Consider the following 15,197-nt stretch of genomic DNA (forward strand, 5'->3'; position numbering starts at 1 on the left):
CGGAATCCTTCGTAATTTAAAGGTTCCCATATAAGACGATTAAAGAGACTGCTCTTGGAAGAAAGCCTTGAACCCAGGGAATACAAATCATTCTGTGCACTGATAACTTTTGTACATGTAGTTTCTTTATAGGAATTCAAATCCATCCAGTAAGGAGTAAGTCCCATACTTTTTGCAGCAGAAGCTATAGCCATAGAAATACGGTAATGACCAAAACCCATACGGATATTTCCAACAATGATTCCTTTTTTTGTATCAAAACCCTCCTCGTCATAAGGCAAACTGGAAATATAATGAGCATTACTTTCCGGACTACCAACAAGAATATTTTTTACACCAAGAAGATCACCGATGAATTTATTTTTCTGAATCCTGACAGCATAGTCTTTATCAGAGTCATCACCAAATTTTTTTATAAACTTTTTTTTGGATTTACAGGCTTTTTTATATGCTGAGTTTTCAATTCTGTTTCCAAAAATAAGTCTGGCCTTATCCTGCATAACAAACTCCTTTACATCACAATTCCATCTACAAGAATATTTACAATTTCTTCCAGACCCTGAGCATAAGAAATACCTGCCTTAACAAGAATATCTCTCTGAAAAAACTGCTCCAGACTGGATTCCATCATCATTTTAAAGAGAAGGATATTTACCTTACGGATAACCCCTTCTTCCATTCCCTGATTTAAAAGCTGAATTGTTTTTTCCCAGCCATTCTCAAGCCGGTCTTCTACTTTTTTATAAATCTTTGGGAACTTATCTTTAAGAAGATAAAGCTGCTTAAAATCAATATCCTTATAACCTTCAGGCAATACACCCAGAATCTTACGAATCTTTTCTACAGTAGAAAGTTCCTTATCATTAAATACTTCGTTTTCGCTTTCTTTAATTGAATCAAAACAATAATCAACCATTTCAAAAAACATGGTTTCTTTATCCGGAAAAACCTCATACAAAGTCTTTTTACTTTTACCAAGTTCAACTGCAACTTCTGACATGGTAAATTTAAGACCTTTACGATTAAAAACTTTTATAGTACCCTCAAGTATCTCCCGTCTAAGTTCTTCTCTGTTATCCATAATTTTCTTCCCCTTTAGAAACTTGGAAACCAAATTTGGTTTTCTAGTTTCCTAGAGTATAGCATGGTGATTTTCAGATAGCAAGATTTTTTTTAGTAAATTTAAAATAAAAAAGCCCTGCAGCTTATCCTTTTATATAAAGGTAAACCACAGGGCAAAAATTATTTTAGAACAGAATTATTCCATGCTTAAAACAGTAAATACACTGCTATCAGGATTAAGGAATCCCTTAACTTTTACAGATTTTCCATCTTTTGCAGCCATATCCTTTACAGAAATACCTTTTCCAGGAGCTTTGTCACCTTTTTCTCCTTTAGGAGCTTTCTTTTCTGCTGTATTTTCTGCTGTATTTTCTGCCTTTTTATCTTCACTGTCGTCTTTTTTCATATCCTGGCCTTTTGGACCACCCATCATAGGACCATTTCCGCCGGAAGTAAGTACATATACTTTCTTATCTGAAGTAACAAGTGTAATAATCTGGTTACCATCTTTTCCGGTAACTTTTATTTTACCTTCCAGTTCCAAAGTTTCCATTGCCTGCTTTTCCGGTCTGGATTTTGCATCATCAGCTTTCTTTGACGATTCAGCAAATACAAAAGAACCTGTAAATGCTGCCATAACACATAAACATGCCATTAATTTTTTCATAAAATCACTCCTTAAAGCATATTCTGCAGGGTTTTCCCCTGTTTTATTAAGGAAATTTTACAACTGAAAGCTTTAAATTGTACAAAAAAGGCTTTATCTATTTGTTATTTACAGGCATATAATAAAAATTTATAGATTTTTTTCAGTGATAAATTTAACAGGTTGAACAATTCAAATTCGGGTGCTATACTTTTTTTCTGTCAGAAACATGACTATTTCCCTGCTGTAGAGGGTGGGCTACGGCAGTTTCTTTGGAAATACCATAAGCATCTTTATTATCACCCCTGATTTCGGGGTTAATTAATTCAATCTTGTCATATCTTTTAAGCTTAAAAAACCCGGTTTCCCTTGCATGAGAGTCATCTTTCTTTGCTGAACACGGGATTCTGGACTTACCGTCACATAAAAGAAACCTGATTCTTCCGCTTTTATTAAGCATTCCCTCAGAAACTACTGTATAAAGGTTTTCTCCCTCATCTGAATGAAGGTCCGGGCTGTTTTTAAACATAAAATAAGTCATTTTTACGGAATTTCTGTCCAGTTTTGCACGACGGGCTAAATCCATAATAAGAGGTGCATTTTTTAAGGCATATTCACCATGACAGGTAATGTTTTCTCCGGCTTTTATTACAGGACACTGGTAACTTTTTGAACAGGGGCTGATTACACTCATACCCTTTTCCACCAGCATATTTCTAAGCTCAATAAGGGAACGGCTGGTATTTAAAAGAGCCGGCTCCATTAAAAAAAGAATTCCATCAGGCAAAAGATATTTTACTGTCTCTTCAAGAAATTCCAGGCGTTTTTTCTGAGCATCTTTCTGGTTTTTCCACAGTTCATTAAGGGCATGACTCATAATCACCAGGTCATATTTTTTTTCAAGACCTGAAGTGGTTTTACCGATTTCCTCAAAGTTCAGAATTTTAGTTTCTACATTAACCCCGGGAAGATTAGCTTCATAAATCTTCTTAGCAAGATTAAGGGCTTTTGATGAATAATCAGTCAGAGTTACACTAATTTTTTTTACACCCAGCTTTTTTAATTCATTACAAAGGGAAATACCTGCAGGTCCAGGGCCGCATCCTAAATCAAGAAGCTGTACCTGTCCGGAAAAAGTAATTTTATTTGAATTACAGGCTGTTTCAAAAGCATGGTGAACCTGAAGAAAGGTTACAGGCCAGTAATATAAAAGATAGGCACCAAGTAAATCGTTTTCCTGCATATAACCGGCACCGGCAAGCTCCCTTTTACCTGTAAGACCTCTTTGCAGACGTAAAAGGGCATTACTTACCCGGTCCAGTTCCCGTGGAGAAAGAATCGAATTACCAGACCCCCTCCATATCTTTACAAGAGAGGGCATAAAATCCTGAAGATTCAATTTTTACAGCTCAGAAACAGGAATGTTATAAACACTGGAACAGTTACGGCAGACAATTTCTATTGAATCCTTGCCGCTTTTCTTAATATCTTCGATTTCTGACTTTGGCAGATTACGAACATGACTAAGATAAAGTTCCTTTGAACATGGACATTCAAACTTTACGTCACGGCGTACTGCAATAGCAGGCTTAAATTCACGGAAAAGACCGTAAACCAGATCTTCTATAGTTCCATTTTCAGAAAACCACTGTCCCAAAGAAGGAGCTGCCCTAAAAGCAAGTTCTACCTTTTCTATAAGCTTTTCATCTGCTTTTTTATCAGACTGGGAATTAACAGCTTCTCCTGAATTATTAAAACCGCCTACTTCTGGTAATACCTGAAGGAACATACCCCCGGCACCAATAACACGGCCTTTTTTATCCATCTGAATACCAGTATTAAAAGCGGTCTGAATCTGTTCACTCTGATTAAAGAACCAGGCAAGATCCCTGGCAATATTTTTTGAATCTACGTCTACAGAACTTGTGTAGGGTTCCTTGTCAAATTCCCTGAGGGTAGACATTGTAATTGTACCATTGCCTAAAAATGGTGTAAGGTCCCAGCTTTCCAGAGGTTTATCTACAGGAATATGAAATTCATAAGGATAGCCCCGGACATAACCTGTAGAATCTGTCTCTATTGAAAAACCTTTTGCAGGACCATCTACTTCATAATGCCAGGTTTTATGTTCCTTTCCTTTCATTGTAGGAAGAAGAAGGGCACCGCAAAGGGCTGCCTGACCAAATACCATAGTTTCAAGTATACCAAGACCATGCTGGGCTCTTGCCTGATTTACAAAACGACTTCCATTAAAAAGTGCACCCCTGACACGGCCTTCTGCCATTACAAATACTGCCATTTCATCTTTATGAATTGAATCAAGATGTTTCTCTAATTCTGCATCATTTAAACTCTGAAAAATCACTGTTCTTTCCTCTTAAATTATTTAATAGATTAATATCATTTTTTACCAAGAATTGTAAATTCATCTGCCGGTGAACAAAAGGCAATTCCAATTCCTGGCTGATTAAGGCAGGACAGATTTTTTACTGCTTCAAGTACTGCCTCTTTTTTATCAGCTTCTACTACTATAAGAAGCATTTCTTTTTCCGGAACAATATGCATTCCAAAAAAACGTTCATCTGTTTCTCTGGCAGTTCCCCTGGCATTAAGCACTGTACCACCGCCGGCACCTGCTTTTCTGGCTGCAGCCATTACATCATCTGCATATCCCCTGTTAACAATTACGGTTATAAGTTCATTTGAATTGCCTGCCATGCCTTTTTCTCCTTCTACAAATTTTCCGCCTTTCATCAGGGCATCTACATCCGTACAGAATAATTCACCAAAATTCTTTTGCTCATGACTGGTAGAAGCTATAATTGCCCCCCTGACGGATTCAAGAACATCTTCTTCTACAATCATCATTATTACATCTTTAGTACTTTCACCAAGACCAAGAACGGCCATAAAGTTAGACCTGGCAAGACCGCGGCCCATTAAAACCGTTCCACCCCTGCAGCCGCTTTCCATAGCAGCCCGGGTAAGTTTTTCTCCCTTGTCATGGGGAACAATACTTATCAACAATCTGAAACTGCTCATTTAGCTTCCCTCGTCTTAATCTTAAAGAAAATGCCAAGTATCTGAATAGCAATCAAAGGTGTCATGGCAACCAGAGCTATAACTCCAAAAGCATCTACGGCAGGATTTCCCCCGCTGGCAGAACTGGCTCCCAGAGAAAAAGAAAGTATAAATGTACTTGTCATAGGTCCGCTGGCTACTCCACCAGAATCAAAGGCAATTCCGGTAAAAAGCTTTGGGCAGACAAAAGTAAGAAGGAGGGCAATTATATATCCTGGAATAAGTACATACCAGAGACTGAATCTAAAAAGTACCCTTGCCATGGATATACCAATAGCAATAGCCACACCTGTACTGAGAGCAATAATCATAACCTTGCGCTTAATTGTTCCACCAGAAATACTTTCTACCTGATCCGTAAGAACCCAGACAGCAGGTTCTGCACAAACAACAACTGCACCAAAAATACAGCCTGTAAGCAAAAGTAAAACTATCTGCACTATACCCGGAATAAGCATGGATTTTTCTATCTGACCGGCAGCATTCAAAAGAAGAAGGGTTTTGTCACCGCTTATAGCGAGACTTCCTAAAACTTCTCCCAGTTTTGTACCTGCAGGCATAAAGCCACCTTTGGCACCGGATAAAAATGTTACCAGGCCGATAAAGCTTAAGATTAAACCCCTGACCATCCTTATTACCTGAAAAGGCGGCATCTTTATAAGGGTAAACTGAAAAAATGCTGCCATTATAATCAAAGGTAAAAGGGCACTGGAAACTTCTTTTATTACAGCAGGAAGTTCAGTCAGAAAAATACCCAGCCCCTCTGCCTGGTGAACAAGTGTACCCTCCTGACCGGCAGAAGCAGCTGAATCTGTACCCATATTTGCAAGAATTATTCCATAAATACAAACTGCAAATACCGGACCGGCAGAAGCTATACCTGTAAGACCAAAACTTTCATCAGAAGAAGAGTTGTCCCTGCAGTCTTTACTGCTTTTTGCCCTAACTGCTGCAACACCTACACCTAAAGCCATAATAAAAGGCACTGTCATAGGTCCGGTAGTTGCTCCCCCGGAATCAAAGGCAATTCCCTGAAAATCCCTTGGAGTAACAAGAGCCAGTATAAAAATAAGAATATAAGAAATTATAAGTACAAGCCTGAGGGGAATGGAAAGAACTGTCCTCAAAATACCAAGACTTACAAAAAATCCTACCCCGGCGGCTATCATAAAAATAAGGCCCCATTTGGAAACAGCAGGATTTATTCCCCTAACCTGATCTGCAAGAACCTGAACATCCGGTTCCGCAATGGTAATCATAAAACCAATAAAAAATGCAGCTGTTAAAAGCAAAGGCAGGTTTCTTCTGGAAGTAAGGGCGGCACCACAGCGCTCACCTATTGGAAGAATACCTATATCAACACCAAGCAAAAAAAATGTGAGTCCAATAATTACAAGAATACCGCCTGTTAAAAAACGCAGAATGGTTGTTCCGTCTAAAGGAGCTACAGTCAGCCCTAAAAACAGAACAATCAGCATGACAGGCAGTACGGAAAACAAAGTCTCCCTAAGCTTTTGCTGCAAATTCACTGTCTAAACCTGTTATAAAATCTACTATTTGTAGCAGTTATAGCCTTTTTCCTTTATGCCTTTAATCCACTGAGCTGCATATTTCTTTGCATTTTCAAGGTCCATATCACGGTAATTACCGCACTGAATCTCGTTTGCTGCAGGAATATCCCCTTCCCAGTCTACTACTTTCTGAAAAACAGGAAGAAGATGTTCTGCAATAAAGCCTTCATCACGGTCTCCCCATACTGTAAAGTAAAAGCCTGTTCTGCAACCCATAGGGCTAAAATCAATTACGCCTTCAATTTCGTCACGAATATATTCTGCAACAATATGTTCAATTGTATGAATTGCACCTGTCGGCATAAATTCCTTGTTTGGCTGGGTAATACGGATATCAAATTTTGTAACGATATCACCCTTTTCCCCAGTTTTCTTTGCTGCAAGACGTACAAAAGGTGCTGTAACCTTAGTATGATCAAGATTAAAACTGTCTACATTGTATTTTTTAAGTTCTGCCATATAAAACCTCCGTTTATTTGCTTTATATCTGCCTTTATTTAAATTCTTCCACAGATTGCACGAACAAGGGCTGCACTTAAATTTGCGGCACTTTCTTCGTTAAAATCATAGGTTGATTCACCTGCATCATCGGCCATATCACTCATACACCTGATAATTACAAAAGGTGTTTTATATAAATAAGCCGCATGAGCTATTGCTGCACCTTCCATTTCTACACAAGCCGGGTCACAGGCTGCCTTAATACGGGCCTTTATCTCTTTAGAAGAAACAAACTGATCTCCAGAAGCAATTCTGCCTGCCATAAGAGAGTGCCCCTCAGCCTCTTTTAATGAAGCAAAAGCCTCTTTTGCCGCAACAATCATAGCTGCATCTGCTGCAAAATCAGAACACTCCATCTGAGGGATTTCTGTAGCCTTGTATCCAAAACCTGTAGCATCCATATCGTGATAAAGGGCATCTGTAGACACAACAAAATCCAGCACCTTTAATCCATGAGCCATGGCACCGGCAATACCTGTATTTATAATATGGGTAACCTTAAATTCACAAATAAGAATCTGGGTACAAAGAGCCGCATTAACTTTACCTATACCTGACTGAACAATAACTACATCTTTTCCATCAAGCTTTCCTTCTACAAAGGTAAGACCCATGGATTTCTTTTCTGTTGAATTTTCAAGCAAAGACTTCAACGTTTTTACTTCAACGTTCATTGCACCGATAATTCCAATCTTATTTTGCATTTAATGTCACTCCTTGCGAAATACCGCAATATATGCAAAAAATTTCCAAAATTTTCTTTGAAAATCTATTGACTACAATCAATTTCTTATATATTATCATCATCAAGCAGTAAGAAAATCTTATACAAGAGCGGGCCGCTATTCTTCCTCCTTAAAGTGGCCCGCTTCTTTTTTTTAAATCCCTTTTACTTTAACTTAATAACTCTTTTTTCCGGATCCGGATTCTGTTTGTAAAGAATTGCTACATTACCAATTACACGTACAAGGGCAGCTTCACAGCTATCTGCCAGTTTCTGAGATAATTCAAGCTTTTCCTCTTTAAATTCATTGAACTTAACCTTTATAAGTTCATGATGTTCAAGACACTCAAGTGTTTTCTTTTCCAGTCCTTCGGTAACTCCACCCGCACCTACTATAACCAGGGGTTCAAGAGGGTTAGATAATGCTGTAAGGACCTTTCTCTGTTTGCTGTTTAATTCCATAATAGGTAAATATTATCAATTTCTTGCCCCCATGTCATTATAAAAGCCTTGTGCGGGCTTTATTGTGAATAATATCACAGTAAAAGGGTAAAAAATCATAAAACTGTACCCCTAAATTATAAAATAGTTGAATAATTGAGGGACCTGAAAAAAAATTTATTTTTTTTGTCACTGACAAAAGCTTAAAAGTAGCATAAATCCGTCATTTTGCGTTTTATGCAATATGTAATTGCCAAATTTAAATATTGACTTTAACCACTAGCCCTAGTAGACTTCTAGTATTCTTACGCTATATTTAGCGTAGGAACAATCAAAAAAGGTGGGAAAAATCAATGAAAATCATCAAAAGAAGCGGTGCTGAAGTTGTCTTTGAAAGAGAAAAAATTGCTGATGCCATCAAAAAGGCCAATGAGCAGGTAGTAGATGCCAAAAAACTGAGTGAAGCCCAGATTGCTTCTATCGTTGATGATATTGAAATTGAGTGTCACAACACCGACCACGCCCTCAATGTAGAGGATATCCAGAACCTTGTAGAAAATGGAATCATGCAGAATGGTGCTTTTGATGTAGCAAAACTTTACATCACTTACCGTTTCCGCCATGAACTTATGCGCAAGGAAAACACAACTGACAAACAGATTAAATCCCTGCTGGAAGAAAACAATGAAGAAGTAAAGCAGGAAAACTCAAATAAAAATCCTACTGTTGTATCCGTACAGCGTGACTATATGGCTGGTGAAGTTTCTAAAGACATTACCCGCCGTTTCCTTCTTGATCCGGATATTGCAGAAGCCCATGACAATGGACTTATTCACTTCCACGATTCAGATTATTTTGCACAGAGAATGCATAACTGCGACCTTGTAAATCTTGAAGACATGCTTCAGAACGGTACAGTTATCAGCGGTACTAAAATTGACCGCCCTCATTCTTTCAGCACTGCATGTAATATTGCTACACAGATTATTGCACAGGTTGCAAGCTGCCAGTACGGCGGACAGAGTATCTCTCTTGCACACCTTGCTCCTTTTGTAGACGTAAGCCGCCAGAAGTTTAAGAAAGAAATATCAGAAATGATAGAAACTACAGGACTTCACGTTTCAGAAGAACAGTACAACTACATGGTAAACCAGCGCCTTAAGGACGAAATCAAACGTGGTGTTCAGACTATTCAGTATCAGGTAATTACCCTTATGACTACTAATGGTCAGGCTCCTTTTGTTACTGTTTTTATGTACCTTAACGAAGCTAAAACAGAAGCAGAAAAAACTGACCTGTCACTTATTATCGAAGAAGTTCTTAAGCAGAGATACCAGGGTGTAAAAAACGAAAAAGGTGCATGGATTACTCCAGCCTTCCCTAAGCTTATTTATGTTCTTGAAGAAGACAATATTGAGCAGGGTTCAAAGTATTACTACCTTACAGAACTTGCAGCTAAATGTACTGCAAGACGTATGGTTCCTGATTACATTTCTGAAAAGAAAATGCTTGAACTTAAGATAGACAAAAAAGGTAACGGTAACTGCTATCCTTGCATGGGATGCCGCTCATTCCTTACTACATATATCGATTCTGAAGGAAAACCAAAGTACTACGGAAGATTCAACCAGGGTGTTGTTACAATTAACCTTGTAGATGTTGCTTGTTCTTCCGGTAAAGACTTTGATAAGTTCTGGCAGATTATGAAAGAACGCCTTGAACTTTGTCACAGAGCCCTTAGAATCCGTCATGAAAGACTTCTTGGAACCCGTTCAGATGCAGCTCCAATTCTCTGGCAGAATGGTGCTCTTGCCCGTCTTCCAAAGGGTGCTGTAATTGATGAACTTCTTTACGGTGGTTATTCAACCATTTCTTTGGGATATGCAGGTCTTTGTGAATGTGTTCAGTATATGACCGGTAAATCCCATACAAATCCTGAAGCAAAACCATTTGCCCTGGATGTTATGCATGCCCTTAATGATGCCTGCAAGATGTGGAAAGAAGCAGAAAACATTGATTATTCTGTTTACGGTACACCTCTTGAAAGCACAACATATAAGTTTGCTAAATGCCTTAAGCGCAGATTTGGTGTAATTCCTGGTGTTACAGACAAGAACTACATCACTAACAGTTACCATGTAAATGTTACAGAAAAAATCGATGCTTTTGCAAAACTTACTTTTGAAAGCCAGTTCCAGGAACTTAGCCCGGGTGGTGCTGTAAGTTATGTTGAAGTTCCAAATATGGAAAACAACATTCCTGCTGTTATGACATTGCTTAAGCATATATACAACAACATTATGTATGCTGAATTGAATACAAAGAGTGATTTCTGCCAGAAATGCGGATTTACTGGAGAAATCAAGATTGTTAAGGACAACGACGGCAAGCTTGTCTGGGAATGTCCTAACTGCAAGAACCGTGATCAATCAACAATGAATGTTGCACGCAGAACCTGCGGTTACATCGGAACACAGTACTGGAACCAGGGTCGTACTCAGGAAATCCAGGAAAGGGTTCTTCACCTGTAATAAAGACAGATTATTCTGATAAGAGGGTCATTAGTTTTAATGGCCCTTTTTTTTATTTTAATCCTGCTGCCTTAATACACTACTGCCGTTTTTTACTTTCAAACAGGTTAAAAAATGCCGAAATTTCTTATATGTTCAAGTATGTTTTAAAAAGATTATGCCTGATGCTCCTGAGCCTCTTTATTATTATGACCATGCTTTTTGTCCTTATACGCATGCTGCCAAACAGCGTAGAAAGCGTTCAGGGAGGCTATGACAAGGCTTTAAGCGACATGAGACAAGCCTGGGGCTACAACAAGCCTGTTTTAGTTCAATATGGTATTTTTCTTAAAAATGTTTTTACTAAGTGGGACTGGGGTTTTTGTACAACTCTTGGAACCTTTCTTGAGCCTGTAGACGAATATTTAATGTCAAAACTTCCGGCAACTGTCTACCTGAATATTTTTTCACTTATTCTTTCTATTCCCATGGGACTAATTTTTGGAATTATAGCTGCTGTTAATAAAAATAAATGGCCGGATCATATAATACAGTTTTTTATAATGCTTTTTATTTCCGTGCCATCTTTTGTTTATGCCTTTTTACTTCAATATTTTATTGGCTTTAAACTGAATCTCTGCCCCCTGGTTTTTGCATCCGGAAATGACTGGTTTTCATGGACAATGTTCCATAGTGCCATTCTTCCGGTACTGGCTCTTTCTTTTGGTCCTATAGCAGGACAAATGAGGCTTATCCGTGCTGAACTTACTGAATCCCTGACCAGTGACTATATGCTTCTTGCCGTTACAAAGGGTCTGTCAAAAAAACAGGCAACAGTTAAACATGCACTCAGGAATTCACTTGTGCCCCTTATACCAGGTTACCTTGCAGATTTTCTTTCTGTAATTGCAGGAAGTATGATTATCGAACAGATTTTTGCAGTTCCGGGAATAGGTAAAACCTACCTGCTTTCCATTTCGTTAAAAGACTACAGCGTCTTTATGATGTGTTCCATGTTTTATATTTCCATAGGTCTGGCTGCAGGCATACTCTTTGACTTAAGCTACGGCTTTATTGATCCAAGAATCCGCATGGGAGGAAACAAAAGCAATGAATTATAATCAGGACAATCCTTCAACAATAAAAATTGATAAATCTAAATTCACTTTTGTGCATTTTAATAATGCCATGGCTGAACCAAAGATTCTTACTAAAGAATCAGGCTACTTTAAAGATGCCATGATCCGTTTTGCAAAAAACCGCGGCTCTCTAATTTGTTTTTTTATAATACTTCTCCTTGTTTTATACGCCATACTTGCTCCTGTTTTTTCCAGCTATTCCATTTCTGATAAAGACGGTTACTATGCCTATGCTTCTCCAAAATGCAGCCTTTTTAAAAATACAGCTTTCTGGGACGGCTGTTCATCCATAGAAGTTAATGAACAAAACTTTGACTATCTTAATAACATTCCCGGTGCAGTAAAAAAAGTTTATGGCAAAAAAACTTACAATGCTGCAAACATTCCTCAAGACTGGTACAAAATCAAAGTTGATGATTATGCAAAAGTAGGCTGGATAAAAAAATTACTTACTAAAGAAGAATATCAGGCTGCTAAAAATTATGAAGAAACAACAGGCATTCAGCTTTTTTATCCTGTTATTGACCGCAGTAAAATCAAAAGTCCTGTTTACAAAAATGATCAGAATGCGTGGTTTGAAACAGATGACCATGGTTTTGCCATAAAAGATAAAGACGGAAATATTAAGGATATTTTTCTTTACGATAACACAGAAGGTAAAAATGAAATCCAATATTATATTTCCAGAATGGAAGGCACTCAGTTAGAAACCAGGGTTCTCTACAAAGAATGGTATAAATACGAAAAGGGAAAATATGCATCCTTTCTTTTTGGTGCAGATAATTCAGGCTATGATATTTTTACCCGACTTGCTTACGGTGCAAGACTTTCTCTTTTACTTAGTATTTGTGTTGCAGCAATAAATCTTTTTCTGGGAATAATTATTGGCTCTCTTGAAGGATATTACGGCGGCACCTTTGACCTTATTGCAGAAAGAATTAAAGAGATTTTATATCAGGTTCCTTCCGTAATACTTATGACTTTATTCCAGCTTTACTTTGCAAAAAAACTGGGGCCTGTTTTTTCTATGTTCTTTGCATTTATTTTCTTTGGATGGATAGGCACATCTTCTACTGTCAGGGCCCAATTTTACAGATTTAAGGGACAGGAATATGTAATGGCAAGCCGTACTTTAGGAGCAAAAGATTCCCGTCTTATCTTCAGACATATTTTTCCTAATGCAATAGGTTTTATTATTACAACAAGCGTTCTTACTATTCCAGGAGTAATTTTTTCAGAAGCAAACCTTACTTACCTTGGAATTGTAAATCTTCAGAGTGACACTATGTCTTCTGTAGGAACAATGCTAAACGGTGCCCAGGCTTCCCTTTCTACTCATCCTCACTGTGTATTTTTTCCGGCTGCATTTATTTCCATACTTCTTATTTGTTTTAATGAATTTGGGAACGGTTTAAGGGATGCATTTAATCCTTCATTAAGAGGAAGTGAAAAATGAACGATGTAATTCTTAGTGTAAAAAATCTTACGGTTAATTTTAAAACTAACAACGGAACAGTTCATGCCGTTCGTAATATTTCTTTTGACCTGCACAGAGGAGAAACTCTGGCCATTGTTGGAGAAAGCGGCAGTGGTAAAAGTGTCACATCAAAAGCCATTCTGGGAATTGAATCTCCCAATGCAAGTATTCCTCAGGGACAAATTATTTATGAAGGCCAGGACCTTTTAAGATTTTCAGAAAAAGAATTTAATAAAATCCGTGGAAATAAAATTGCCATGATTTTTCAGGACCCAATGTCTTCCCTTGATCCAATAGTAAAAATTGGAAAACAAATTACAGAAAGTATTTTAGTAAATCATAAAAAAACTTCATCAGAAAAAATGAGTAAAAAAGAAGCCTATCAAAAAGCTATTGCCATTATGAATGAAGTTGGAATTCCTGAAGCAGAAAAAAGATTTAATCAGTATCCTTTTGAATTTTCCGGTGGTATGAGGCAGAGAATTGTAATAGCAATTGCCATAGCCTCCAATCCGGAAATACTTATTTGTGACGAACCTACAACAGCCCTTGATGTTACAATTCAGTCCCAGATTCTTCAGACAATAAAAAAACTTAAGCAGGAAAGAAATATGAGTGTTATTTTTATCACTCATGACTTAGGTGTAGTTGCAAATATTGCAGACTCTCTTACAGTAATGTATGCAGGTAAAATCGTAGAATATGGACCTTCAAGAGAAATCTTTTACAATTCAAAACATCCTTACACATGGGCTCTTCTTTCCAGTATTGCCGATCCTGATTCAGACCAGCCTCTGGAATTTATTCCTGGAACACCGCCGGATATGCGCTTTCCACCAAAAGGGGACGCTTTTGCTTCAAGAAATAAATTCGCCATGGAAATTGATTTTGAAGAAGAACCACCTTTCTTTAAGGTAAGTAATAATCATTATGCGGCTACTTGGCTTTTACATCCTGATGCACCTCAAGTAGAACTACCTCCAAGAATAAAGCAACTAAAAGAAAAAGGAGCTGCTTATGGAAAATAATACAATCCTCAGCGTAAAAAATATCTCAATGAATTTTCCTGCAAAAAGAGGCTTTTATAAAGCTGTCCGCAATATTTCTTTTGATATTAAAAAAGGAGAAACCTTTGGTCTTGTAGGAGAAAGTGGCTGCGGAAAAACTACAACAGGAAGATGTATTATTAATTTATACAAAGTATCTGACGGCCAGATTTATTTTAATAATGAACTTACTAACTCAAAAAATACTAAGCTTAAAATCAATCCAAAGATCCAGATGATTTTTCAGGACCCGGCAAGTTGTCTTAATCCAAGAATGACTGTCAGGGAAATTATCAGCGAAGGTCTTATTATTCAGGGATATAAAGATAAAAATCTCATTCAGAAAAAAGTTGACCAGGCTCTTATAAAAGTCGGTCTACTCCCTGAATATGCCGGAAGATATCCTCATGAATTTTCCGGAGGTCAAAAACAGCGTATAGGAATTGCCCGTGCAATAATTATGGAGCCGGAATTAATAATTGCAGATGAACCTGTTAGCGCCCTTGATGTTTCTATAAAAGCACAGATAATTAATCTCCTTAATGATTTACGAAAAGAACTTAACATTGCAGTTTTATGTATAGCCCACGATCTTTCCGTAACAAAATATTTTTCTGATAGAATTGCTGTAATGCATTCAGGAAAAATTGTAGAAACAGCACCTTCTGATGAACTGTTTAAAAATCCCCTTCACCCTTATACAAAATCCCTTCTTAGTGCGATTCCTCTTCCTGATCCGGACGAAGAAGCTAAAAGAGAACAGATTATTTATAAAGAAGAAAAAGATTACAAAAATGCAAACTTTAAAGAAGTAAGTCCTGAACATTTTCTTTTAACAGAAGAAGAAACACAGGGAGAAATATAATGATAAAGAAGTTTTTACTGTCTTTTATTTTTGCCTTATCCCTGGGACTTGTAATTTTTTCACTGATATTCTTTCTGCAGTCTTCTTTTTCAGAATTTTCTTTAAAAAGAAATATAAGCGATTCTGCTTTTACA

The 15,197-nt window shown here is 37.5% G+C and carries 15 protein-coding genes; 5 read left to right on the forward strand and 10 right to left on the reverse strand.

The genetic code is table 11. The features are described 5' to 3' along the window. The 10 genes from K6D58_RS02075 to K6D58_RS02120 all read right to left on the reverse strand — a co-directional run. On the reverse strand, window positions 1-500 hold a 500-nt coding region (locus tag K6D58_RS02075; RefSeq protein WP_486389745.1), incomplete at its 3' end, for a DUF6937 domain-containing protein. A gap of 11 nt (window positions 501-511) precedes the next feature. Beyond that, a complete protein-coding gene (locus tag K6D58_RS02080) occupies window positions 512-1,081 on the reverse strand; it encodes a TetR/AcrR family transcriptional regulator (protein WP_296827057.1) in 570 nt (189 codons plus the stop codon). A 177-nt stretch (window positions 1,082-1,258) separates the two neighbouring features. Continuing rightward, window positions 1,259-1,729 (reverse strand): hypothetical protein, encoded by a 471-nt coding sequence (locus K6D58_RS02085; protein ID WP_296827059.1) that lies wholly within the window; start codon window positions 1,727-1,729, stop codon window positions 1,259-1,261. 184 nt (window positions 1,730-1,913) lie between these two features. Continuing rightward, window positions 1,914-3,089: a small ribosomal subunit Rsm22 family protein gene (locus K6D58_RS02090; RefSeq protein ID WP_296827061.1), complete on the reverse strand. Its 1,176-nt coding sequence runs from the start codon at window positions 3,087-3,089 to the stop codon at window positions 1,914-1,916. A gap of 21 nt (window positions 3,090-3,110) precedes the next feature. Continuing rightward, window positions 3,111-4,073, reverse strand: coding sequence for an Hsp33 family molecular chaperone HslO (locus K6D58_RS02095; RefSeq protein ID WP_296827063.1), 963 nt, complete (start codon window positions 4,071-4,073; stop codon window positions 3,111-3,113). Between the two features lie 35 nt (window positions 4,074-4,108). Continuing rightward, complete coding sequence (locus K6D58_RS02100) at window positions 4,109-4,750, reverse strand: P-II family nitrogen regulator (protein WP_296827065.1); 642 nt, start codon at window positions 4,748-4,750, stop codon at window positions 4,109-4,111. Beyond that, a complete protein-coding gene (locus tag K6D58_RS02105; protein ID WP_296827067.1) occupies window positions 4,747-6,267 on the reverse strand; it encodes a DUF1538 domain-containing protein in 1,521 nt (506 codons plus the stop codon). Before K6D58_RS02105 ends, K6D58_RS02100 begins: the two co-directional genes overlap by 4 nt. Window positions 6,268-6,342: 75 nt before the next feature. Continuing rightward, a complete protein-coding gene (locus K6D58_RS02110) occupies window positions 6,343-6,819 on the reverse strand; it encodes an S-ribosylhomocysteine lyase (RefSeq protein ID WP_296827069.1) in 477 nt (158 codons plus the stop codon). Window positions 6,820-6,857: 38 nt separating this feature from the next. Beyond that, window positions 6,858-7,565, reverse strand: coding sequence for a 5'-methylthioadenosine/adenosylhomocysteine nucleosidase (locus K6D58_RS02115; RefSeq protein WP_296827071.1), 708 nt, complete (start codon window positions 7,563-7,565; stop codon window positions 6,858-6,860). 185 nt (window positions 7,566-7,750) lie between these two features. After that, window positions 7,751-8,047, reverse strand: a complete 297-nt coding sequence (locus K6D58_RS02120; RefSeq protein ID WP_296827073.1) for a YhbY family RNA-binding protein — start codon at window positions 8,045-8,047, stop codon at window positions 7,751-7,753. 332 nt (window positions 8,048-8,379) lie between these two features. Here K6D58_RS02120 and nrdD point away from each other — a divergent pair, with 332 nt between their 5' ends. From nrdD to K6D58_RS02145, 5 genes are all read left to right on the forward strand, one after another. Beyond that, window positions 8,380-10,557 (forward strand): anaerobic ribonucleoside-triphosphate reductase, encoded by a 2,178-nt coding sequence (nrdD, locus tag K6D58_RS02125; protein WP_296827075.1) that lies wholly within the window; start codon window positions 8,380-8,382, stop codon window positions 10,555-10,557. A 131-nt stretch (window positions 10,558-10,688) separates the two neighbouring features. Further along, on the forward strand, window positions 10,689-11,657 hold the full coding sequence (locus K6D58_RS02130) for an ABC transporter permease (RefSeq protein ID WP_296827077.1): 969 nt from the start codon (window positions 10,689-10,691) through the stop codon (window positions 11,655-11,657). After that, window positions 11,647-13,131, forward strand: a complete 1,485-nt coding sequence (locus K6D58_RS02135; protein WP_296827079.1) for an ABC transporter permease — start codon at window positions 11,647-11,649, stop codon at window positions 13,129-13,131. Before K6D58_RS02130 ends, K6D58_RS02135 begins: the two co-directional genes overlap by 11 nt. Continuing rightward, complete coding sequence (locus tag K6D58_RS02140; protein WP_296827081.1) at window positions 13,128-14,180, forward strand: ABC transporter ATP-binding protein; 1,053 nt, start codon at window positions 13,128-13,130, stop codon at window positions 14,178-14,180. The genes K6D58_RS02135 and K6D58_RS02140 overlap by 4 nt, the downstream gene beginning before the upstream one ends. Beyond that, entirely contained in the window at window positions 14,170-15,063 is an 894-nt protein-coding gene (locus K6D58_RS02145) for an ATP-binding cassette domain-containing protein (RefSeq protein WP_296827084.1), read from the forward strand. The genes K6D58_RS02140 and K6D58_RS02145 overlap by 11 nt, the downstream gene beginning before the upstream one ends. Window positions 15,064-15,197 lie beyond the last annotated feature (134 nt).

Source organism: Treponema sp. (assembly GCF_024696245.1).
Taxonomy (GTDB): Bacteria; Spirochaetota; Spirochaetia; order Treponematales; family Treponemataceae; genus Treponema_D.